This is a genomic window from Sulfurospirillum sp. MES (assembly GCF_000789415.1).
In the GTDB taxonomy this organism is placed as follows: Bacteria; Campylobacterota; Campylobacteria; order Campylobacterales; family Sulfurospirillaceae; genus Sulfurospirillum; species Sulfurospirillum cavolei.
In genome coordinates this window covers 368,654-391,827 of record NZ_JSEC01000001.1, presented here as the reverse complement: position 1 = coordinate 391,827, position 23,174 = coordinate 368,654, and the positions used below count along the sequence as shown (strand labels likewise).

Genomic DNA, 23,174 nt, shown 5'->3' with positions numbered 1-23,174 from the left:
CTACCTCAATACTGCAAGTAAATAACACGAAGCCGCGCCGATACCCGCAATCATAATAAACGCATACAACCGAACGGAGGCATTTTGAACCCAAGCGATTCGAGTTCCCGCCGCGACAAATCCTCGACTCATTCCCATTACGACGCGATCGACAAGCTTTTTGTCCATTGTCTCGGCGATAAAACGGCTCAAGCGTTGAATCGACTGCACGAACAGTACGTCGTAGAGCTCGTCCACGTAAAATTTGCGGTATACGATTCCTTCGGGTTTGTATGCGACGCGTCTATCGTAAAAACGAAATTTTCGATAGGCGATTGCTATGCCTAAAAGAGCGGCAACGACGTTCAGTGCGATTAGTATTTCCTCGACAACGTGCGAAAGATGAAATGCCTCGCGCCTCCATGGGGCTAACCATTCGCCGATGAGATGCTTGCCGCCTAAGAGTTCGGGCAATCCTAAAAATCCCGCAAACGTCGCCCCCGCCGCTAAAACGACTAAAGGTGCTTTCATCACCCAATCGACGTCATGCGCTCTTGAATGCGACGCGTGCGTTCCTTCAAAAACGAGGAAGAAGAGCCGAAACATATAATACGAACTCAATGCCGCCGTCACCGTACCGATTAACCACAGTTCATAGTGACCGCTTCCAAACGCAACCGACAAAATTTCGTCTTTACTGAAAAATCCCGCAAACGGCGGAATACCGCTAATCGCCAAGGTCGCTATCAGCATCGTGACGTAGGTAACGGGCATGACGCGGCGCATTTCGCCCATTTTGAAGATGTCTTGTTCGTGATGCAACGCGACGATCACCGCTCCGGCTCCCATAAACAAAAGTGCTTTAAAAAAAGCATGCGTAAAGACGTGAAAAAGCGCGCTATCGTATGCTCCAAGTCCAACGGAGACGAACATGTAGCCTAACTGCGACATCGTCGAATACGCCAAAATCTTCTTAATATCGCTTTGTTTCGTGGCGATTAGCGCGGCAAAAAACGCGCTTAACGCACCGATATACGCGATAAAAATACCCACATGCGGCACCAAATCGTAGAGAAAATGAAACCGTGCAACCATATAAACGCCTGCGGTAACCATCGTTGCGGCATGAATCAACGCCGAAACGGGCGTGGGTCCCGCCATAGCATCCGGAAGCCAGACGTACAAAGGAATTTGCGCCGATTTTCCCATCGCACCGACAAAAAGAGCCACGGCAATTCCCGTTAAAATCTCAGGCGGTACCGCACCGATATGCAAGGCAAGCGTTTCGTAGCTAAAATTATGAGACTGCCCGTAAAAAAAGAGCATCGCCAAACCGATTAAAAAGCCCAAATCGCCGACGCGATTGACGATAAACGCTTTATTGCCGGCAACGACGTTGGCATTGTTTTGATAATAAAAGCCAATCAAAAGGTACGAACAAAGCCCCACCCCTTCCCAGCCGATAAAGAGCATCAAAGGGCCATCGGCCAAAACCAACAAAAGCATACACGCCGTAAAGAGATGAAAATAGGCGAAAAATTTGCCGTAACCCTCGTCTTTGTTCATATACGACGTTGCGTAAAGATGAATCAAGCCGCTCACGAGCGTGATAAAAAAGACCATAAACAACGACAATTTATCGCCTAAAAATCCCATATCGATGCGATAATCCCCTACATGTAACCAAACGTAGGCACGATAATGCAACGCGTGTCCGCGGAGCATCAGCTCACGCAGTGCCGCTAAACCCAAAACAAACACGACCGCAGGAGAAAACAGTGCGACGAAGGTAAAGTAGCGTTGCGCAATACGCCTTTGCGTGATCGAAAAAAGGTACATCGCTCCTAGCAGTACAAACGAACACAGCGGAAGCAAGACGATCCAAGCCAACACGATGCTCATGCCGCCTCCTTTTGAGACAACGCGCGAAACGCGTCGGCATCTAAAGATTGCTTTCGCCTAAACAGAACAACGATCAACGCCAAAAAAACCGCCGCTTCCGCCGCCGCCGTCGCAATAATCAAGACGGCAAAAATTTGACCGTCGTAAGAATGGCGGTATTGAGCCAAAGCGACGAAAAGAAGGTTGATCGCGTTGAACATCAATTCGATCGACATGTAGATTACGAAAATATTTTTGCGCGCGATCACGCCCAAAAGCCCGATCGAAAACAGCAGCATCGCCACCAGCACGTACGAAAAAAGCGACGAGACGATCATACCTCATCCTTTCGCGCAAAAACGACCGCACCGATAAGGGCGACCAAAAGCAACAATGAAATCAGCTCAAAAGGCAGTAGCCATTTCGTAAACAACTCCGCACCCAAAGGCTTGATCTCGCCGAAATCTTCCGCCAAAGGCTCTCTTAAAAGCGGCATCGCATAAAACGCGCGCAAAACGAGAAGATTGAGTGGAATCAAAACGATACCGCCGAGAAAGAGGTAAAGCGTTTTATTGGGTTCTTTGGGCAAATTGGACTCTTTAACGTTTAAAAACATGATAATAAAAATAAAAAGCGTCAAAATCGCTCCGGCATAAACGATAATTTGCACCGCAAACAAAAACGAAGCGTTCAAAAGCGCAAAAAGTCCCGCAAGTGCCAAAAGCGTCACGATCAAGCTCAATGCACTGTGGACGGGCTGATGCAATACGATCATCCCGAAAGCGCCGAGCAGGGCAAAAAAAGAGAGGAATATAAACAAAAGGTCGTTCATGCGTTTTCCTTGGCTTCACGGGCTAAGAGTTGCTCTTTCGTCTGGATAAAATCTTCGCGTTTTTTCCCGATAAAACTGAAAATACCGCTGTCCATGCGAATCGCGTCGCACGGGCACGCTTCGACGCACGCTCCGCAAAAGACGCACTCTAAAAGATCGATATCAAAGCGTTTGGGCATCTTTTCGTCCACGCCGTCTTCGCGCTCTTGCGCTTCGATAAAAATACACTCTGCCGGACATGCCGTTGCACACATAAAGCAAGCAACGCATCGCACGCTACCGTCTTCACGCTTGGTTAAACGATGCACGCCGCGGTAGCGCTCACCGATGTCGTGGGGCTGTTCTTCGGGGTAACTAAAGGTTTTAATCTGCGGCGTATCGCCTAAATTGACGGTAAAATGGCGCAAGGTCGTTTTCATACCGCCGAAAATGGCGGGAAGGTAAAGTTTTTCCCGTAGCGTTTTTCCGTGACGCGGAACGATTTTAACACCCATTTACGCCCCCCTCAACACGATGACGCTCGCGGTCACGATAATATTGGCAAGGGCTAAGGGCATCAGCACTTTCCAGCCTAACATTTGCAGTTGATCGTAACGAAAACGCGGCAACGTCCAACGTACCCATACGAAAACGAAATTCATCGCCAAGAGTTTAAGCGCAAAGGTCGCGACTTGCAACAATGCCGTTAACATCTGCGTCGAGAAAGACGACAATCCGACGATCCAAACATAACCGATACCCGCCGCCAAAATGCCGTTCAATCCGATAATAATGTTGCTAAGCCATGCACTTTCGCGGTTTCGGCAGTCATTTGGCAGTGCCCAACGGTTATGTTTTCGTATCCAACGAATACCATAAAAACTTCCCAAAGGTACGACGATTCCCAACGCGCCTAAGATGAGAGGCATCGTGACATGTAAGGTTTGGGTATTGAGATAGGGCAGTTGAAATCCGCCGAAAAAAAGCGTAACGATCAACGCGCTCGACGCGCTCATCGCAACGTATTCGCCGACGAAAAAGAGTCCAAAACGCATCGCACCGTACTCGGTATGAAACCCGCCGACGATTTCGCTTTCGCCCTCGGCTAAGTCAAAAGGCGTTCGGTTGGCTTCGGCAAAAGCGGTCACGATAAAGATTAATGCCGCCAAAGGTTGGAGGAAAATGCCCCAAGCGGGCAAAATGCCGCCCAAAAGCTCGCCTTGCGCACGGACGATATCGCCTAGCTGCACCGAGGGATAACACAAAAGTACCGAAATCAACGAAAGTCCCATCGCCGCTTCGTAGCTGATGACCTGAGCACCCGAGCGCATCGCGCCTAAAAGTGCGTATTTGTTACGGCTTGCCCATCCGCCGATCATAATGCCGTAAACGCTCAGACCCGCCAACGCCAAAAACCACAAAACGCCCGTATCGATCGGTAAGCCTTGCATGATAAAACGCTCGCCCTCAACGTACACGTCGTCCGCAAAAGGCATAACCATAAAGCTCAAAAACGCCGAAACGAAGACGATCACGGGGGCTAAAGAGAAGAGGAATTTTTCACGAATCGCGTTGGCTCTAAAATCTTCTTTAAAAAAAAGCTTGAGCATATCCGCCAACGACTGCACCAAGCCACCTAAACGAATTCCCGAGATATGGCAACGATTAGGGCCCAAACGGTCTTGAATCAATCCGGCGACCCGACGCTCAATCCAAACCAAAATCGGTGCGGCTCCGAGCGAAAAGAGCAAAGCCAATACCACGTTCAAAACGACGATACCGATCGCAAGTCCGCTCATAAGGCAATCCTCGGCGTCGAGGGAAGCAGAGCAAACGAGAGATCTTTAAACGGCTCCAAACAGACGATCTCTTCTTCCCAAACCTCTTGCGCGCGCGTAATGCCGTCTCCTAGCACCGTGCCTAAAAGCTCCAAAAGCGTTTTACGCCCTTTGTCGTTTGCGATCATGCACGCGCTGTATTGCACGTAACCGTCGACGTTGACGTACGTTCCCTCTTTTTGCGTGTGCGACGCGACGGGCAACATCAGCTCTACGGCTTCACATGTCATGCCTCCCGCGTCCAAGACGACCACACTCTTACGGCAAGGCGCATCAAACGTCAAAGCCACGTCGTGACGGCCGATTAAGACGATTAGTTCGGCATCTTGTAAAGCGTTTTGGAATCCCTCTTTCGTGTCGTCGATCCCCAACAAAGGCAACGCCCGTGCGTTAGCGGAGCGATCCGAACATTTTAAAAACGTGTCCCCGAAACATTCATCAAAACGGTCAGGCTCATACGCGCTTAGTTTAATATCGTAAAGCTTGGCGAGTTTTTGAAGGCGTACGAGCTCTTCCAAACAAAGCGATGAGGAGAGGACAAAGAGGGTTTTGCCTAAATAGCGTTTCAATAAACGAAGCCATTTTCCCTCGGCGTAGTCGTATTCGCTGACTTTTCCCCGAATCATCGCCTGTGCATCGAAAAGCGCGTTTTCACGGGCATAACTCAACCTTCCCGCATCGCAGATGAAATAACCGTTGATCGCATCATTAAAACGCGGTCGATAGCGGTAAATTTTTTCGCTTCGGTACTTTTCTTTATGGTGATCGACGAAAATCGAACACCCTCTTGCGCAAGCGTTGCAGATCGCTTTTTCGCTCTGCAAAAACCACACGCGTTTGGCAAAACGAAAATCTTTGCTGGTAAGTGCCCCCACCGGACACAAATCGACCACGTTCATCGCATAAGGATTGCTCAGCTTTTCGCCCGGAAACGTGTCGATGACCGACGTATCGCCGCGAGAAAGAATGCCCAGTTCGTGCGTTTTCGTAATCTTCTCGGTAAAGCGTACGCACCTCGTACACAACACGCATCGCTCTTGGTCGAGTACGACGTTCGAACCCAAATCGACATGCTTTTTCCCACGCACTTTAGGGGTGCTAAGACGGCTCTCGTAAAGTCCGACGTCCATGTAGTAATTTTGCAAAGAGCACTCTCCGGCTTGGTCGCAAATCGGGCAGTCGATCGGATGGTTGATGAGCTCCATCTCCAAAATCGAGCGTTTAACGCGATCAATCTTTTCGCCTTTCGTGCGAACGACCATACCCTCTTTGACCAAAGTATCGCAGGCGATTTGCGGACGCTTTTGCCCTTCGATCTCGACCATACACATACGGCAATTACCGTCTTTTCCTAATGCGGGATGATAACAAAAATGGGGAATAGAAATCCCCTGAGAAAGTAACGCTTCGATGAGTAACGTGTTTTCGCGGACTTCGATCCGTTTTCCGTCTACGCTAAATGACACCATGGACGTCTGAACCCTCATAATGAGCTTGTTTCTCCATTCTATCGACACCAAACTTTAAAGTAGCTGTCACTTCGCATTTACTAAATTTTAACAAAGTCGTGTTATATTAACATGTCAAAAAAAGGCTTTTTATGAATGGTTCAAAAATCGTTAAATATTTTTTAGTCGAATGTATCGTCGTTGTCTTGATTGCGGCGTACTTTTTAATCGATTCGAGCGACCTATACCGTTGGTGGGTCGGCGATACGCAGTTTGCGACGCTTTCGCTTCCGTGCGATTTGCATCAAAAACGCTGTGAATTGAACCTTAAAGACGATACGCCGCTTTCGTTTGAGATCGATCCCAAATCCATTCCGCTCATGCAACAGCTTCATTTTAAGGTCACGACGCCGCATGAACTCTCTTCGATCGAACTGAAAATTTTCGCCACCAATATGAACATGGGATTTCATACGTTCGTCTTAAAACCGACGGCTAAGGGCGTATACGAAGGTAGCGGTATCTTACCCACATGTGCGGTCGGGAATATGATATGGCAAGCCAACGTCATTTTAAACAAAAGCGATCGAAGTTTAGGGGCGATTTTCACGTTTCAAACCGATAAATAAGCTTTTTCTAACGTCGTCTTGAGCGTTTTATTTTCAAGGCGTTTCAAAAGCTTGACGCGGGCTTTCGTAAACGATTTGGACGGCATGTTCTCGTACGGATTGGATATTGCATTATCCATCGTGTAAAACGTATAAAATGTCACACATTCGACTAAAATATACTATTTTTTTGTTATACTAAGCACTTTAGGATAAAGACAACGAAGTTACTATAAGGAGATATTCCGTGGCTATTACGCAAAAGGGGAACGAGCTCTTCTTCGGCGAAGATCAGTTTGTCGTTTCCAAGACCGACCTTAAAGGTAAAATTACGTACGTTAACGATCTTTGCATCGAAATGTGCGGCTACACCGAAAAAGAGATGATCGGTGCACCCCACAATATTTTACGCCATCCCGATATGCCTCGTGCCATCTTTAAACTTCTATGGGACAAAGTCCAAGCCGGCGACGAAATCTTTGCGTACGTCAAAAACCGTACCAAATCGGGGCAATTTTATTGGGTTCACGCCTACATTACGCCGATCGTCGATACGAGAAGTGCCAAAATTATCGGCTACCACTCCGTCAGACGATGTCCAAATCCTAAAGGCCTTAGCGTAATCGAACCGCTTTACCGTCAAATGCTCGAAGCGGAAAAAAGCGGCGGTATGCAAAGCTCTTTAGCGCTTCTTGACAATACTCTTGCGAAATTAAAGGTTTCTTATGCAGAATTTATCCTCTCCTACGAATAGATCGTCTTCACTGGCGCGTGTCCAGAATGCCAACGTTATTTCGTTGGCTATTTTTTTTATCGCGTTTTGTTTGGAGGTCTATTTTAACGGTTTTCACTGGATTCAAATCCTAAACCTCAGCAATTTTGCTTTAGGTTGGTTTATGTTCGTCAATATCCATAAAGTCCGCAATACGATTCACTCTTTAGCCGGCATTATTCACGACAGTGCGTGCGGAGAACTTCACGGTCGTATCGTCAACGTCGACGATGGCGGAGAGCTTAAGCAACTCTGTTCCAATATGAACACGCTTTTGGATAACTTCGAATTGGTCACTAAAGAGATCAAAGCGACGATTTTAGCGGCTTCTAAAGAGGACTTCAGCCGTAAAATCCTCCAAAAAGGCATGCACGGCGAATTCAAAGATCAAGTACAAATGATCAACCAAGCCGTTCACGCGATGCAACAGACCCACGAATTTATCGCTCGCAACACGTTGAATGCGGAATTGGCGCAGATTAGCAGCGGTTCCAACGACTTCTCTACCGTCCAAGCTAACCTCACGACCATCGTCGAACGCCTCAAAGAGATCGCCAAAGACGGTGAAATCTACGCCGACGAGACCAAAGGAAGCTACCAAAACTTACGCGATACGATCGAAAAGATTACCGCTTTGATCGAATTTGTCAACCAAAACGAGCAAAGTATCGGTATTTTAGCGCAACGAACGCGCGACATCAGCAACGTCGTCGATATGATTAACGACATCGCCGATAAAACCAATCTTTTAGCCCTCAATGCCGCCATCGAAGCCGCGCGTGCGGGCGAACACGGACGAGGGTTTGCGGTTGTCGCCGATGAAGTACGAAAATTGGCCGAAACGACGCAAAAGGCAACCGCGGAAATTTCCGTTTCGATTAAAATGCTCCAACAAGAAACGGCGGGACTCGAGAGCAACGCCGAATCGATGAAAGAAAATGCCGACGCTTCCACCAAAACGCTCGATCAACTCAGTCTCACGTTTAACAGTCTGATCGAACACTCCAATACGACGTCGACCAATATCAATACGATTCAACAAACGATCTTCATCACGCTTGCAAAAATGAACCATGCGATTTTCAAAGCCAATGCCTACAGTGCCGTTTACGTCAACGACGCAAACGCTTCGTTTCAAAACCACGAGACGTGCAGTTTGGGCGAATGGTATCATCAAGACGGCGAGAAGATTTTCGGAGATACGCCAAGCTTTAAAGCTCTCTACGCACCGCATCAAAGCTTCCATCAACACGTTCTTGCCATTAGCGGCCTGATTCGTTCGACGCAATCGAATTTGTTAGATGAGAAAAAGCAAATCATCGACTTTTTTAAAGAGGTCGAGAAAGAGAGTAAAACGCTCTTTACGACGCTAGATACGATGATCGAAGAGAAAAACGCACGCCTCTAAAAAATCCTTACATGTAAGCAATTTTCTTACATGTAAGGCATTGATTCCGCTTCGGGAACGCTGGGTAATTTGATCGTGAACAGAGCTCCCGATTCGGTATTTTTGACCGTAATAATGCCGCCCATATTATTTTCGATGATCATCTTGGTCATATAAAGTCCGATGCCCGTTCCCTGTTTTGCATACTTGGTCGTGAAATAAGGCTCGAAAATACGCTCCATATGCTCTTTGGCGATGCCGCCGCCGTTATCTTCGATGACGATCAAAATATACTTATACCCTTTTTTGAGGTAAAGGCGAATAAACGGATTGCTAATCTCTCGCTCGCTTAAGACGTCTTTGGCGTTGGAGAGAATGTTTAAAAGCGCTTGCGCAAATTCGTTGGGATAACCGAGCACCTCCATCTTTTCGGAAATATCGAACGAAAACTCGATCCCGTGATAACGTAAAGATGCTTGCAAAATAGCGATGGCGCGTTCGCACGCTTCGGAGATTTCAAACACCTCTTTTTCCTTCGAAGGTTTAAAGAAATTTTGAAAATCGCTGATCGTGCCCGACATAAACGCATTGATTTTCATACACCGTTGAATGCTCTCAAGCAAATACCCCTCATCCAAATCGTGAAACTCGTGTTTGACTTGAAGGTTGATCAAAAGCGCGCTGAGCTCACCCAAAGGTTGTCGCCATTGATGTGCGATATTGCCGATCATCTCGCCCATACTTGCAAGTTTGCTTTGTTGAATCAGAAGTTTCTCCTGTTCCGTACGTTTGAGAATCTTTTCGTTAATTTTCGACTCTAAATTGTCGATCATCGCGTTGATCACATCTTTAAGCAGGCGCAACTCTTGCGCTTGTGCCGTCGAATGAAGGCGCGAAGAGAGTTTGCCGAGCTTAAGATCGTTGACCACGCTAATCGCGTCTTCGATAAAGAGTGTATCTTGGGTAATCGTTGCCGAAGCTTTGGAGATGCTTTGATTGAGCAGTTTTGCCATATCTTCAAGTTCGTCGCGACTGTGAAGCTCAATGGGTTTGGGTTGCGTCGTTTTGGTTTGCAAATAACCGAAAAACTCTTTGAGTCCCTCTTGCAATTTCAAAATCGAAGAGACGATATGGCTGGAGAGTAAATAGCCCGCGACGAACACCAATGCCGAAAGCAGAAGCACCAAAACGACCAATTCGTACTTCAGCGCACGCGCACCGGTTTGAATATCCGAAAAATTGTGTTTGGTTTGCATAATCGCATCGTGCTGAAGGGATTTAAGGCGATTTAGAAGTGCCGTATAGTTTTCCCGCTCGATGGAAGTGACATGGACAAATGCCGCCTCCTCAAAACGCGCTTCCAAATAACCGCACGTCTTTTGAACGCTGTTTGAATACGCCTTCCATGCACTGTAGGTTTGGGGATCTAACTTTGCGAAATTCTCTTCCAAGCGCGTACGCCGATCGATAATGTCCGCCTCGATATTTTTTCGGTAATCTTCATTGGGCGACATTACCAACGAGAGGCTCATTTCGCGTAAAGCGTTGGTCGGCTCGATGTAGTTTTCCTGCAAATGCTGCGTGCTTTGAGAATTCTCGAAAATCGTCGTCGCATTACGGATATTCTCTTGCGAGAGGCTAAACGTTCGTTCCGCCAAAATCAACATGCCGATAAACGAGAAACTAAAGAGCAGTAAAAGTTTGTATTTGATAGGGATTTTTTTCATGGGAACCGCTTGGGAATCAAAGGTTTTTGAAGTTCTTCCGGATACGCTTTATCGCCTCTTACCGACCAATGCCGATCGGTAATTTTCGCTTTCCAGAACGGCTGCATGCCGATGCCGAGCGGTTCAAATACCAGTTCTTTGTTCATAGCAAAAACGGCATTGGGAATCGGGACAAACAACATATACGCCTCCTCACGCGCTCGATCTTGAATCTTTTGGGTTAAAGTGTGAAACAACGCATCGTCTTGTTCCAATCCGAAAAACGTTTCGATAGAACTTTTCATCAAAGCGTCGTGTCGTACAAAACTCCACGGATTGTTCTCTTGATAGCGAATAAACACCGGCCACGGATGCCTACCGTACCAATCTTGGGTATTTTGAATCAAAATATCCCACTCTTGCGTATCGCGATGATTTTTTTGCGCCAAATCGTAAATCTCTTTTTCGCTCGTCGTAATGCGGTAACGGAGTTTCACGCCGTACGTTGAGAGCTGATATTCGATGCCTTTCCATAAAAAAAGCAACGAGTCTTGCGTGGCGACGTTTAGCTCCAGCCCTTTGAGCGTACGTTCTATCATTGCCTCGTCCAAAGGACATGCTCCGTCTTTGAACGCGGCGGGGTTGAGCCTGCCCTCTTTTTTATAGGTAAAGTCGAGTAAACTTTGCTGATTGAGCGCGCAATTGAGTGCTTGGCGCACCTCTTTACGCGCTACGGGCGAAGCGGTTTTGGCTAAATTAAAATAGATCGTAAAATTATGCGTTGAGGGCATGGAAACCAATTTGGCATAGGGAGAGAGCATCGTTTCGATCTTTTTATTGAAAGGAATTTGCATAAAATCAAGCCCGCCGTCTTCGTATAAAGCTAAACGCAACGCTTCGGCGGTTGAGAGTTCCGTATAAAACGTAATGGTTTCGATGCAAGGATACTGTTTTTCCCAATAATAAGGATTGGCTTTGAGAGTCGCTTTGGGCGTTTGTTTGCGCCCCGTAATCATTCCCTCGGTTAAAATGTACGGCCCCAAACCGTAAGGCCCCGATGCTTTGATATTCGCACCCGTTTCCGCACCTTTCCAACCGAACGTCTTTAAGTACGCTTCGGAATAGATGTAAATCCGTGCAAGATCGCGGTAAAGCATACCGTAAGGTTGAGACAGATGCAAACGAATCGTATAGTCGGAAATTTTTTCGATGCTTTTGAGGGAACGATGAATGTTGGTGTAGTTAAACGGTTGTTTCAGAAAGTAGTGAAAATTGTGCATGACCGAATCGGCGTTAAAGGGCGTACCGTCTTGAAAACGAACACCCCTGCGCAGTTCAAATTCGTACAAAAGCGGCGATAGTTTGGTGCTCTTGGTCGCTAAAGCGTACTCCCATCCTTGATCGTTTTCCGCCAAGCGCACCAAGCCCTCGTTCACCAAACGCGAAACGTAGTTATACGGCATCGAGGGTAAAAAGACCTTGATATGCGAACGCGGATCTCTTACATGTAAGGCGTGACGCTCGCTCGTATCTTCAACGTAAGGTTCCTCTTGCGCCGCAAAAATGCCGCAATGAAGGCTTAAAAGAAGTAAGCAAACAAGCTTATACCTCAAAGCTGTACCCCGTTTGCGAATGGTTTTTAATCGAACTGTTCGGAAGTTTTTTTCGCAAAGACTTAACCAAAGTCCGAAGGGCGGCGATGCTCATAAACTCCTCTTTCCAGACGTTGAGTTCAATCTCTTCGTAACTCACGATCATCCCATTTTTACGCAATAAAAGCTCCAAAAAATCGGACTCCTTGTGCGTCAACTCGGTCTCTTTGCCTCCCTCGTGTAAAATCCGTCTGTTTTTAAAATCGAATTTACAGTTTTTGCATTCAAGGAACAACGAACGTCCCGATTCGATCTCGCTGACGCAAAGCCTCAAACCGCTTAAAAGTTCGTTGAGCGCGATGGGTTTAATCAGGTATTTTTCGATCTTCAGTTCGATTGCGCTGAGCAGATACTCTTTATCGGTATGCGCGGTAATCATTAAAATAGGGGTTTTCTTGTCGTTTTTACGTATCTCTTTGACCATATCGAGCCCATCTTTTCGGGGCATTCGAAGATCGGTTAAAATGATGTCGGGACGTTGCTCGTAGTAGATGTCGAGTGCCTCTTCTCCATCACGCGCCTCAAGAACCTCTTTAAGGTAATATGCCAAGGTATTGGACATAGGCTTTCGAATCCCCTCTTCGTCTTCGGCATACAAAAGCTTCAAAGATTTGAGTTTTTCCAACCAAAGTTCCATCAGTGATCCTTTGAAATGAGCTTACATGTAATGATTCTAGCCAAGTTTATCTTTGGATGCTATAAGCTTCCTCCGCCTTTAGGGCGAAGGAAGCGGATATTACTGATAGTTTTGCAAGTACTTCATAATCGAATATTTTTCGTCTTTGGAAAGCGCAGCTTGTTCTCCCATCGCATCCAAAATACTCGGCCACACATTGGCATCAAACTCGCTTTCGGCATGCAAAGCGTGACATGTACCGCATTTGGCACCGAAAAGCTCTTTTCCCGCTTGCAAAATGCTCCCTTTGTCTTTGCCCAAAGCACTGCTAGCGACAAAACCTTTCATCGAGACGTTGAGCCAAACCGTTCCGTACTCGTCCGTTTTTTCGCCGATAACCTTAAGTGCACCGGCATTGGCGACCTCTAAGCCCACAATCAGCACTCCCGCTTTTTCGTACACGACGGCGCTGTCTTTAGGCTGATAACCGATAAATTCGACTTCGGTATACTCACCGCTTTTGGAAAGCTCTTTGACTTCCGCCGAGACGATCAATTCGCCTATCGCTTCTTTGGCACTGGCATCGGAAAACAGAGGGCTATTTTTGCTCATAAACGACCCGCCCGCCCCGAAAAGGAACGAGGCAAGGCATAGGGTTAACGTTATCGTTTTGACGAACATTCTCTACGCTCCTTTAATGCTCGGGGCTTTAAAGATACCGATGGCAGGTAACTCCCCTTTGAATTTCTCAATCTCCACAAGTGCCGTGGCTTGATTACCTTGGGCAAGTTCGGAGGTCGGAATATCGGCGATCAACACATTGACGTCGCCGTGTACGCATAAAGAGCCGATTTTGCCGGGCTCTTTAGGATCATACCAACCACCCTCTTGCATTCTAACAACGCCTTCCATGACCGCTTCGGTTACCACCGCACCTCCAAGCACTTGACCGCGTTTGTTGAAAATGCGCACGACGTCACCGTTTTGAATACCTCGTTTAGCGGCATCTTTAGGGTGCATCCAGATAGGCTCTCTACCTTGAACCTCTTCAAGATCGCGCAACCACGTGTTGTTGAGCTGTGAGTGAAGGCGGTATTTGGGGTGTGGAGAGACCAGATTGAGCGGGAACTCTTTTGCCACGGAACTGCCAAGCCACTCCATCGGCTCAAACCACGTCGGGTGTCCTTTGCACTCTTTATAGCCAAATCCCGCAATTTTTTTCGAGAAAATTTCGATTTTACCCGAAGGGGTTCCCAAACGATGCGTTACGGGATTGTCTCTAAAGGTTTTATACTTGATGAAATTTTTAGCCGCTTCGGGTGTCTCAAACTTCACAAATCCTTTTTCCCAAAATTCATCAAATAAAGGCATCGCAACACCCGATTTTTTCGCTTTGTTGAAGGACTCTTCGTAGAAGGATTTGATCCACTCCATCTTACTTTTACCCTCGGTAAACGCCAACACCTCAGCGGCACTAAAACGTCTGAGAATGTTCACGAAAATATCAAAATCGTCCATCGCTTCGCCCGCGGGTTCAACCGCTTTTTTCATGGCAAAAATGTAGCTATTGGTATGTGATTTGGTGATGTCGTTACGCTCTTGCTCCGTGGTTGCGGGAAGCACGATGTCTGCCATACGCGCCGTTGCCGTCCAGAAACACTCATTGACGACAAAAGTCTCAAATTTTTGCCACGCTTTGATCATACGGTTACGGTCTTGGTGGTGATGGAACGGATTGCCGCCCGCCCAATACGCCATTTTCAAATCGGGATAGGTCAGTTTTTTACCGTCAAATAAGATCTCACGGCCGGGATTTTCTAGACATTCCACAATGCGTGAAACGGGAATCACGGGAATTTTACGTTGTTTCCAAGGACCGTCCACTTTAGAATTCACGCTAATGCCTGTAAGTCCGGGAGAGGCCGCAGGGGCATCCGCACCAGCAGCCGTTCCTTGGCTACCGTTGCCCATTTTGACATCGCTTAAAGGATTGCCCGTCGCCGCCGCAGGAGCCGGAACACCACCGTCTGAGTAGTGATATGCACATCCGAACCCTCCGCCGGGAAGTCCGATTTGGCCGATCATACTCGCAAGCGTGATCAACATCCAGTGCGGTTGCTCCCCATGGTGCGCTCTTTGGAATCCCCAACCGCCCATCAGCATCGTACGTTTGGAAACAAACTCTTTGGCTAGCATTTTAATCACGCTTGCTTCCACACCGCAAATTTTAGCCGCCCATTCGGGTGTTTTAGGGGTTTTATCCTCGCCATCGCCCAAGAGGTATGCTTTAAATTCCGCAAAACCGCTGGTATATTTTTCCACAAACTCTTTGCTGTAGAGGTTTTCACTGTAAAGGTAATGTGCCATACCGAGCATCATCGCAACGTCGGTCGTTGGGCGTACTTTGATATGTTCTGCTCCAAAATAGACCGCGGTGTTGTTATAAACCGGATCGATGCAGTAGAACTTGATACCGCGCTTTTTCGCTTCGGCTTTGAGTTGTTTCATATAGTCGTAGGATTGATGATCGGGCACGCCCCACGCAATTTGATTGGTGTTGATCGGATCGCTGCTCCAAAAGACGATGCATTCGGAGTTGGCAATGAGATTGGGATACGCTGTTTGTTGATTGCTCGACTCGTCGCCGCCCGTAACGTAAGGGGTAATCGCACGAATCGCATGGGTTGAGTAGGTTAGCGTACGTGAAGTATACCCACCGGCGATACCGAGCATTCTGCCTAAAAGTGCTTGAGGGTTATTGAGACTTCCGACGCAAAACCAACCGTAACTTCCGCCGTATACCGCGTCAGGCCCGTAACTTTTATAGACGCGTTTGAGCTCGTCGGCAATCAAATCAAAGGCTTTTTCCCATGAAACGCGCACAAATTTGTCCGAACCGCGTTTGCTTTTATCGCTTTTGTAACCGTTTTTCAAATACCCTTCGCGAACGCACGGATATAAGATACGATCTTGCGCATAGGTACGTGCCGGAAGTCCTTGAATTAAGCTCGACGGATAACGATCTTCCGCAAACGCCTCAACGCTCTCAAATCGAGAGTTGCGTACTTTGGTCGTTACCGCACCGAAGTGTGAGGCACTCACGCTATCAACGCCGTCTTGTAAAATCGAATCGCCGACTAAGGGAATCGCTTCGGCGTTCACCGTAGCAACCATCGCGCCTGCCGCCGCACCGCTTGCTTTTAAAAACGATCTTCTGTCCATCTTCTTTGTCATTGTCTGCTCCTTGAATTGAACGATTTGAGCCATACGAAAACGTATGAATCTTAAGTAAAAGTTACGTTTAGAATGTAATTTTTACTTTTATAGATGAAGCTTAACGAAAAAAAATGAGGAATTAATGAGTGTTGAGAAGCGTTCAAACGATCGAAAATCTATTGCAAAAACCTTACATGTCAGCTAATATCCTATGCTAAGCGCATAGAGAATCATGCCTTCTTGTTGTAAAAAAGCCTTGACTTCGTCGTCGTAATAAGCACCGATACCGCTACACCCGAACCCTAAATACGTAGCGATCACGTACAAGCGATGTCCGATGATACTCGCTTTTTGCATCATCGCTTGGTAGTTTTGCGCATCGTCTCCTACGATAAAAAACGTCACGCCGCTCTCTTCACCGAGGGCTTGCTCCAAGCATAAATAGCCCGCATATTTTGAAAAATCGCCTTTTTGCACGTATTTTCCCTCCCGCCAAATACCCTGCTCCATGCCGTTCACGCGGTTAATAACCGCATAAAGATCGACCCTCACGTCGCAGTCGCTGGGAATCGGCTCCGTTACAAAACGTATCGTTTCGAAAAACTGTTCTTTCGAAAGAGGCTTTTGCGTAAAGTCGCGAATGGAGCGACGCTTCCAAATCGCTTGTTCCCAACGTTTGCGATCGAACGCAAACGCGGGCATAGCACGTTGTTCTTCTTCCGCTTGAAGCGTACATGTCCTCCGGTACGCCTCTTCGATACGAGGATCGCATTCAAACCGTCCCGTTCCATCCACCCGCATAAGGCGCAACGCCGCTATTTGAGGGCTCAATGCTTCGTCCTCTTCTCCGACAATCACGCTCGAGAGAAAAAACTCTTCGTTTTCAAAAGCAAAAAGCGTGTTCAAACGACTTCTATCCAAGCGATAACAGACACGATAATCGCGCTTGAAAAGCAAGCACGAAGCTTCCAATGTACCTATCATATGCCCCGTATCGAGTAAGCAGTAGCGAAACGCACGCGTTTGATACTTCCATGACGAGCGATAGTAAAGTGCCGAAAACAAGAAAACGAAACCTTTGATTTTTTTTACATGTAAAAATGTTTCTACGCCTTCGTTCTCATTTAAATCGCCTAAACGTACCAACGTGTTTTCCAAAGTGCATAGATGGTAAATTCCGTCTTCCAATCCCTCGACCGTGCGAATTTGTACGTACGTTTCCGTCGGATACAAAGCTCCGGCACTTGGATTGGTACGCAAAGCATACGTAATGCCCGGATAGCTTTTTTGCGCCGTAATGCCGCCGATAAGCATCAAAAAGCGATGCGAAGGTACTTTCGCATCAAGCATAATGCGAGGAAAGTTTTCAGGGTAAGTTTTAAACGGTTTGGGAGGATTGTCCCAGTCGATACGATGCGACTTCATTCGCACCGAGCGGTACGTGTGGGCCGTTTGATCATGGTAGCTAGACATGTTTGCTCCTTTAGCGTATGCTATCTTTTCATCGCTACTAAAAGCTTTACATGTCAGGATTAATCACGTCTTGAAAGTATCCATAGCGTTCTTGCGCCAGACGTTTGCAAGAACGCTATGTTATGATACAGTATATCAAGCGACGGTTTGAATCGTCGCTTGTAAAACAGACGTATTAAAATTTATACGCGGCTTTAAATCGAAATTCGTTGGTATCTTTAGCACCGCTATCGGCACTAAGATCTTCATACTGCGCTTCTAAGACGAAACCTTTGAGTGCACCCTCGAAAGCATAACTGGCGTAAAAATCTAAAGTGTTATAATCTTTACTTTTAGCACCCGCTGCTTGAGGAAGATCGACGCTAACGTAGCGTGCACCGATTTTAGCTTGTGCATTAATCGCGTAATTGCTATCGATTGCATACGCTTTGGCATCCGCGCTGTAATTACCGCTACCGATCACGTTAGCGGTATAGATGATATCCGATCCGCTTCCCACGCCCGCATTGCCGCTGGTTGCGATCGTATCGGCATTACCGTCTTTATCGACTTTCGTATACGCAACATAGGTATTAAGGCCGCTAAAGCCGATGCTGGCTTTTAAACCGTAAAATCCGGAATCTTCCCTGCGCATAGCGTTGTCGAAGTTGATCACGTCATACTGTCCTGAAAAGCCGTACGCAAAATCGCCTGCTTTTCCGGCATATGCAAGTTCGGCATAATAGACGTCTTCTTCATCCGTAACTTCCGCCCATTGTCCCGTAACCGTTAGACCGGGGATCGATTTGTTGATCGCCAATAAAGTGTACGCACCATCACCTTTTTGTCCGACTTGCGCAAATTCAGGCACGCCCGTCTCAGATGAGCTGGTTTGCGTTAAGGTACGGTTTTGGTATTTGTCGACGTATCCGGCAACCAAAGTGGTTTGAGGAAGATCAGTATTAACGATCGTAGCACCTTCAAACGATTGTTTGATCATACGAGAACCGCTTCCGGCAACCAACGGCGTAGAGATAAATTGACGACCGATTTTTGCGGTTGTTTGACCGATCGTGTATTGTAAATAAGCTTCGGAAAGAACGGCACCTGAACCGTATTCGTCACCTTTAAATAAGTTTTTAGCGTCCTTGTCGGCAAACGGAGCAAAGTTGGATTGCATCGTCGCTCCGAATTTAAATCCGTACAAAGAATCGCTCACGTAACCAAGAACGACGCCCGTATTGAAAATGGAAGCATTTCCTTTTTTAGCCGTACCCGTATTGGCATCGCCCGTATCTCTATCGAAGTAGTACGCGCGAAGTTCTCCGCTCACTTTACCGTTTTTAAAAGCGTCGGCTAAGGTATCCGCTGCAAATGAGCCGGACGTAAGTCCCGCAACTACGATTGCCGCCAAGCTAAGTTTAGCTAATTTCATCTATTTTCTCCTGCTGAATTGTATGAAAAGGCACGATGAGTTTAGCAAAAGCAAAAAGGCATCACAACCGTATTTTTAAGCGTTTTTTCAGATTATGACCGTTTGGTAATCAAACCGTAACGAAGCTGTAACCATTGGTTAAAAAGAGGAAATTGAGACGTTTTTATTACCGATCGGTAATACGTTAAAAGGCAATACGAAGCGTTTTTTTCAAACCTTCGTATCGCGAAAAAGGCTAAAAACTATTTTTTAGCGCACGGTTTTTTCGTACCGCATGTTTTAGAAGAAGCCGGTTTCTCAACTTTTGTCTCTTCACTGACTGATTTAGCCGCAGGTTTTTTGCATGCCATGTTTGTCTCCTTAAAAGATTGGATAGTGAAAGTATACTCCCATCGTGAAACAAAAATCGCTAAAAATAAACTAAAACCGTTGTCAATACTTACGGGATTTTCGTTTAGCTTTTGCCAAGGTGATGAGAATAACCGCACCGATAATCAGCGTTGTTGCAAGAAGTGAGCGTAAAGAGAGCACTTCATCTGCAAAGAAGTATCCTAAAAACAGGGCAACCATCGGATTGACGAAAGCATACGTGGAGGCAAGATAGGGTGAGACGTTTTTTAAGAGCCAGACATAGGCGCTATAGCCCACCAACGAGCCGATAAAAACCAAATACACAAAAGCCCATACCGAGCGTAAAGAGAGTGTTTCGGCATGAAACTGCTGCCATTCGCCAAAGAGCGTGGCGACGATGATGAGCACAAGTCCGCCTGAGATCATCTGCATGGCGGTTGAGAGCATCACGGAAGTCGGTAAGATCGCTTTTTGAGAATAGATAGAGCCTAATGACCACAAAATCGCCGCCAAAAGCGTCAACACGAGTCCAAGCGTATCAAAGTGAAGGTCGGCTTGCTCTGAGGGCAACATCAACATCACCACTCCGATAAAGCCGATGAGCGTTCCAATCAGCGTGCTTCTATTAGGTCTGGTCTGAAGTTTTAAGAGCCAAGCGATCGCAATCATCCACAACGGAACCGTTGCGATCACAATCGCGGCAATCGAAGAAGGAATCATTTTTTCAGCCACTACCACAAGCCCGTTACCGCCCAAAAGCAGCAACGTGCCGATAATCGTGGTATCTCTCCACTCGATCAGTCGTGGACGCTTTTTTTCTTTGTACGCAACAAACTCATACAACAGCACTCCCGCGATCACAAAACGAATGCCCGCCATCAAAAAAGGCGGAAAGGTTTCGATGGCAATTTTAATCCCCAAATAAGTACTGCCCCACACGATATATACCGCCAATAATGCCACACCAATACTCAGGTTTTTGCGATGTTTGGTTAAAAAATTTTCGTTTACATGTAAAGTGTTCATGCCCGTTTCCTTGGTGTTTTTGGCGATGTATCCGTGTTCTAGTTTGGCTCGAAAGGGTCTCAACGAGTCGTTTGAGGAGATCAAGAATCAAAAGGTGGTGTCCCCAGCGCGATTCGAACGCACGGCCTTCAAATTAGGAATTTGATGCTCTATCCTGCTGAGCTATGGGGACGAAAATGAAGTTTGATGTGGCAGGATTATACCAAAAAGATACTTAGGAAATCTGAAAGAAGAAGCCTCAAAGTGCCGACATTAAGACACTTTGAGACGAAGGATTAAAACGCAGGAACGATAGCGCCTTTGTATTTTTCAACGATAAACTTTTTCACTTCATCCGATTGAAGCGCTTTGAGTAACGCTTTGGTTTTGTCGCTGTTCTCATTGCCCGCTTTGACAACCAAGATATTGGCATACGGAGAGTTAGAAGACTCTAACGCTAAAGCGTCCGTACTTGGATTGAGTCCTGCTGGAAGCGCGTAGTTGGTGTTGATGACTGCAATGGTAAAATCTTCGATTACACGTGGTAATTGTGCCGCTTCAAGTTCTGTAAATTTAAGATTTTTTGGATTTTCAACGATGTCTAGTTTAGTTTTATGATCAGCATCTTTGAGTTTGATCAACTCCGCATTGGCTAAAACATCGAGTGCTCGTCCTGCGTTGCTTGGATCGTTAGGAATCGCTACGCTATCACCCTCTTGAAGCTCTGAGAGTGCTTTGATTTTTTTAGAATAAACACCGATCGGTTCAATGTGAATATTGCCCACACTGACCAATTTCGTGCCTTGGCTTTTGTTAAACTCGTTCAAATACGGTGTATGTTGAAAAAAGTTCGCATCGATCTCTCCGCTGTCTGTGACTTTGTTGGGAATCACATAGTCGTTAAAGACCTTAATTTCAAGCGTATAACCCTCTTTTGCCAAAAGCGGTTTGACCACTTCAAGAATTTCAGAGTGAGGAACAGGTGTTGCTCCAACGATGATGGTTTTTGCGCTTTTATCTTCTTTTGCCGCCACTTTATTCTCAGCTTTTTTATCGCCACTGCATCCGACGAATGCTAAAGCCGCGCTGACTAAAATAACCCCTAAACCCTTAAACATGTGTGTGCTCCTTTAAATAGCTAATTGTTTAGTAAATCACTTTATTTACTAAACAATTCTGAAATCGTAACGTCATTCGTATTAAAAAGGACTGAATCGCTCTTTTAATGTTTGATGATTTTATAGAGAAAATCCCCGATACTCTGAAAAATCTGCACCAAAACGATCAAGATAAAGACGGTCCAAAAGATGTAAATACCATCAAAACGGTAGTAACCGTAATTCATCGCAATCGCCCCAAGACCCCCACCTCCAACGGTTCCTGCCATCGCTGAAAAGCCAACAATGATGATGAGAGAAAGGGTGATCGCTGAAATGATGCTCGGAAACGCTTCGGGCAAAAGCACGCGAAAGATGATTTGAAACTTACGCGTTCCAAACGATTTTGCCGCTTCTACGACACTGGAATCAACCTCTTTAAAAGCCCCCTCGATCATACGCGCGATAAACGGTGCCGTTCCAATTGTTAAAGGAACGATCATCGCGAAGGTTCCCGTGTGTTTTCCCACCAAAAACTTGGTCACAGGAAAGAGCACGATGATAAGGATAATAAACGGGAAAGATCGCAACATATTGATCGTAACGTCTAAAAACTTATAGGTGTATGCATTCGGTGCGATGCCGTTTTTATCGGTAGTGATCAAAATAATGGCAAGTACAAAGCCGATTAATGTCGCCAAAAAAGTCGAAACCAGACTCATCGTCAATGTCTCCATGAGCGCATCGATAAGAACACTTTTCATCGCTAAAGATTTTTCAAAAAACATTACAAGCGCTTCCATTTAGAGTATCTCCCAAATCACTTCAGTTTTTGTTTGCAAATAATGCGTTACCGCACTTGCCGTTTGTTCATCGACGTTGATGACCAGTGAACCAACCACATGGTTGTTCAGCTTTTCAAGTTTTCCCCAAACGATGTTAAAATTGAGATCAAGTTCTCTCGCCATTTGCGTTACAATGGGCTGATACGAAACATTGCTTGGAAAGAACAGTCGAATATTTACCCCTTCGCTTGGAAGCTCTTCATCTTCACCTAAAAATTTCATCATCTTTTCATCGGGTTTTAAAAATAGTTCTTCGATGCGCCCCAGGCCGATGACTTTCCCATTTTCCAGCAACAATGCACGCGAAGCAACTTTTTTAACCACATCCATTTCGTGCGTCACGATAATGATCGTAACGCCCAGTTTGGCATTGATCTCTTGCAAAAGCTCCAAAATCGATTTGGTGGTATTGGGATCCAAAGCCGATGTCGCTTCATCGCTAAGAAGAATTTTGGGATTGAGCGTTAAAGCCCTTGCAATCGCCACACGCTGTTTTTGGCCGCCGCTAAGCTCTTTAGGGTAAGCAAATTTTTTATGTTCAAGCCCGATGAGGGTTAAGAGTTCATCAACCCTTTTTTGAATGGCTTCTTTACCGTATCCCCATACTTTCATTGGAAGGGCAATGTTATCGTAGACGTTTTTTTGATTGAGCAGTGAAAAGTTTTGAAAGATCATACCGATGTGACTGCGTAAAGCACTCAGTTCACTTTCGTTCAGCTCTTTGACCTCTTTGCCCAAAACGCTTAAACTTCCCTCACTGTAGCTTTCAAGTCCATTGATGCAACGAAGCAGTGTGGATTTTCCTGCTCCACTGTGCCCGACAATGGCAAAAATTTCGCCGGTATTGACATGTACACTGATGTCGTCTAAAACTTTTTGATCGTTAAAATATTTGTTTAAGTTTTTTATCTCTATCACATGTGACCTTTATAAAGAGGTTGAAATCCAAAACGTATGATTATAGCCAGTTATAAGCTGTTATCAAAAAAAGTGTTGTTTGAGAAAAAACGCATTTGGCTCATTGAGGCACAGTTCGCAGAAAAAAGGGGTGTAAAGAGCCCGAAGACTCTTTACA

Annotated in this window: 20 protein-coding genes and 1 tRNA gene; 3 read left to right on the top strand and 18 right to left on the bottom strand. The window is 46.2% G+C overall.

What is annotated here, in order from left to right; translation table 11 throughout:
* From nuoL to OA34_RS01975, 6 genes are read right to left on the bottom strand one after another with little or no spacing between them, the layout of a single operon-like run.
* Positions 1-1,881 (bottom strand): NADH-quinone oxidoreductase subunit L, encoded by a 1,881-nt coding sequence (gene nuoL / locus OA34_RS02000; RefSeq protein ID WP_039672147.1) that lies wholly within the window; start codon positions 1,879-1,881, stop codon positions 1-3.
* Positions 1,878-2,198 carry an NADH-quinone oxidoreductase subunit NuoK gene (gene nuoK, locus OA34_RS01995; protein ID WP_039672146.1) on the bottom strand — a complete coding sequence of 107 codons (321 nt, stop codon included), beginning with the start codon at positions 2,196-2,198 and terminating at the stop codon, positions 1,878-1,880. Before nuoK ends, nuoL begins: the two co-directional genes overlap by 4 nt.
* Positions 2,195-2,692 carry an NADH-quinone oxidoreductase subunit J family protein gene (locus tag OA34_RS01990; protein WP_039672145.1) on the bottom strand — a complete coding sequence of 166 codons (498 nt, stop codon included), beginning with the start codon at positions 2,690-2,692 and terminating at the stop codon, positions 2,195-2,197. The genes nuoK and OA34_RS01990 overlap by 4 nt, the downstream gene beginning before the upstream one ends.
* Positions 2,689-3,186 (bottom strand): NuoI/complex I 23 kDa subunit family protein, encoded by a 498-nt coding sequence (locus OA34_RS01985; protein WP_039672144.1) that lies wholly within the window; start codon positions 3,184-3,186, stop codon positions 2,689-2,691. The genes OA34_RS01990 and OA34_RS01985 overlap by 4 nt, the downstream gene beginning before the upstream one ends.
* Positions 3,187-4,470 carry a complex I subunit 1/NuoH family protein gene (locus OA34_RS01980; RefSeq protein ID WP_039672143.1) on the bottom strand — a complete coding sequence of 428 codons (1,284 nt, stop codon included), beginning with the start codon at positions 4,468-4,470 and terminating at the stop codon, positions 3,187-3,189. It abuts the gene before it with no gap.
* On the bottom strand, positions 4,467-5,996 hold the full coding sequence (locus OA34_RS01975; RefSeq protein WP_286682804.1) for an NADH-quinone oxidoreductase subunit G: 1,530 nt from the start codon (positions 5,994-5,996) through the stop codon (positions 4,467-4,469). Before OA34_RS01975 ends, OA34_RS01980 begins: the two co-directional genes overlap by 4 nt.
* A 113-nt stretch (positions 5,997-6,109) precedes the next feature.
* On the opposite strand from OA34_RS01975, the gene OA34_RS01970 reads away from it, so the two are divergent.
* From OA34_RS01970 to OA34_RS01960, 3 genes are all read left to right on the top strand, one after another.
* The gene (locus OA34_RS01970; protein ID WP_039672141.1) at positions 6,110-6,586 is read left to right on the top strand and encodes a hypothetical protein; all 477 of its coding nucleotides are present in this window, start codon (positions 6,110-6,112) and stop codon (positions 6,584-6,586) included.
* Positions 6,587-6,812: 226 nt separating this feature from the next.
* Positions 6,813-7,319, top strand: coding sequence for a PAS domain-containing protein (locus tag OA34_RS01965; RefSeq protein WP_060826636.1), 507 nt, complete (start codon positions 6,813-6,815; stop codon positions 7,317-7,319).
* On the top strand, positions 7,291-8,745 hold the full coding sequence (locus OA34_RS01960; RefSeq protein ID WP_039672140.1) for a methyl-accepting chemotaxis protein: 1,455 nt from the start codon (positions 7,291-7,293) through the stop codon (positions 8,743-8,745). Before OA34_RS01965 ends, OA34_RS01960 begins: the two co-directional genes overlap by 29 nt.
* Before the next feature lie 26 nt (positions 8,746-8,771).
* Here the strand turns inward: OA34_RS01960 and OA34_RS01955 are convergent, their stop codons facing one another.
* The 12 genes from OA34_RS01955 to OA34_RS01900 all read right to left on the bottom strand — a co-directional run bounded on the left by OA34_RS01955 (position 8,772) and on the right by OA34_RS01900 (position 23,017).
* Positions 8,772-10,451: a sensor histidine kinase gene (locus OA34_RS01955; protein ID WP_039672139.1), complete on the bottom strand. Its 1,680-nt coding sequence runs from the start codon at positions 10,449-10,451 to the stop codon at positions 8,772-8,774.
* Positions 10,448-12,043, bottom strand: a complete 1,596-nt coding sequence (locus tag OA34_RS01950) for an ABC transporter substrate-binding protein (RefSeq protein ID WP_039672138.1) — start codon at positions 12,041-12,043, stop codon at positions 10,448-10,450. The genes OA34_RS01955 and OA34_RS01950 overlap by 4 nt, the downstream gene beginning before the upstream one ends.
* Entirely contained in the window at positions 12,033-12,719 is a 687-nt protein-coding gene (locus OA34_RS01945; protein WP_039672137.1) for a response regulator transcription factor, read from the bottom strand. Before OA34_RS01945 ends, OA34_RS01950 begins: the two co-directional genes overlap by 11 nt.
* A 99-nt stretch (positions 12,720-12,818) precedes the next feature.
* Complete coding sequence (locus OA34_RS01940) at positions 12,819-13,379, bottom strand: hypothetical protein (RefSeq protein WP_039672136.1); 561 nt, start codon at positions 13,377-13,379, stop codon at positions 12,819-12,821.
* Positions 13,380-13,382: 3 nt separating this feature from the next.
* Positions 13,383-15,932: a trimethylamine-N-oxide reductase TorA gene (gene torA, locus OA34_RS01935; protein WP_039672135.1), complete on the bottom strand. Its 2,550-nt coding sequence runs from the start codon at positions 15,930-15,932 to the stop codon at positions 13,383-13,385.
* 183 nt (positions 15,933-16,115) lie between these two features.
* Positions 16,116-17,387 carry a nitroreductase family protein gene (locus tag OA34_RS01930; protein ID WP_039672134.1) on the bottom strand — a complete coding sequence of 424 codons (1,272 nt, stop codon included), beginning with the start codon at positions 17,385-17,387 and terminating at the stop codon, positions 16,116-16,118.
* A 175-nt stretch (positions 17,388-17,562) separates the two neighbouring features.
* Positions 17,563-18,801 (bottom strand): OprD family outer membrane porin, encoded by a 1,239-nt coding sequence (locus OA34_RS01925; RefSeq protein WP_039672133.1) that lies wholly within the window; start codon positions 18,799-18,801, stop codon positions 17,563-17,565.
* A gap of 432 nt (positions 18,802-19,233) precedes the next feature.
* Positions 19,234-20,241: a drug/metabolite exporter YedA gene (gene yedA / locus OA34_RS01920; protein WP_286682803.1), complete on the bottom strand. Its 1,008-nt coding sequence runs from the start codon at positions 20,239-20,241 to the stop codon at positions 19,234-19,236.
* Positions 20,242-20,273: 32 nt separating this feature from the next.
* Positions 20,274-20,350 (bottom strand) — tRNA-Arg (locus OA34_RS01915).
* A 103-nt stretch (positions 20,351-20,453) separates the two neighbouring features.
* The gene (locus OA34_RS01910) at positions 20,454-21,275 is read right to left on the bottom strand and encodes a MetQ/NlpA family ABC transporter substrate-binding protein (protein ID WP_039672132.1); all 822 of its coding nucleotides are present in this window, start codon (positions 21,273-21,275) and stop codon (positions 20,454-20,456) included.
* A 104-nt stretch (positions 21,276-21,379) separates the two neighbouring features.
* Complete coding sequence (locus tag OA34_RS01905) at positions 21,380-22,057, bottom strand: methionine ABC transporter permease (RefSeq protein WP_286682802.1); 678 nt, start codon at positions 22,055-22,057, stop codon at positions 21,380-21,382.
* Positions 22,058-23,017, bottom strand: a complete 960-nt coding sequence (locus OA34_RS01900) for a methionine ABC transporter ATP-binding protein (RefSeq protein ID WP_039672131.1) — start codon at positions 23,015-23,017, stop codon at positions 22,058-22,060.
* Positions 23,018-23,174 lie beyond the last annotated feature (157 nt).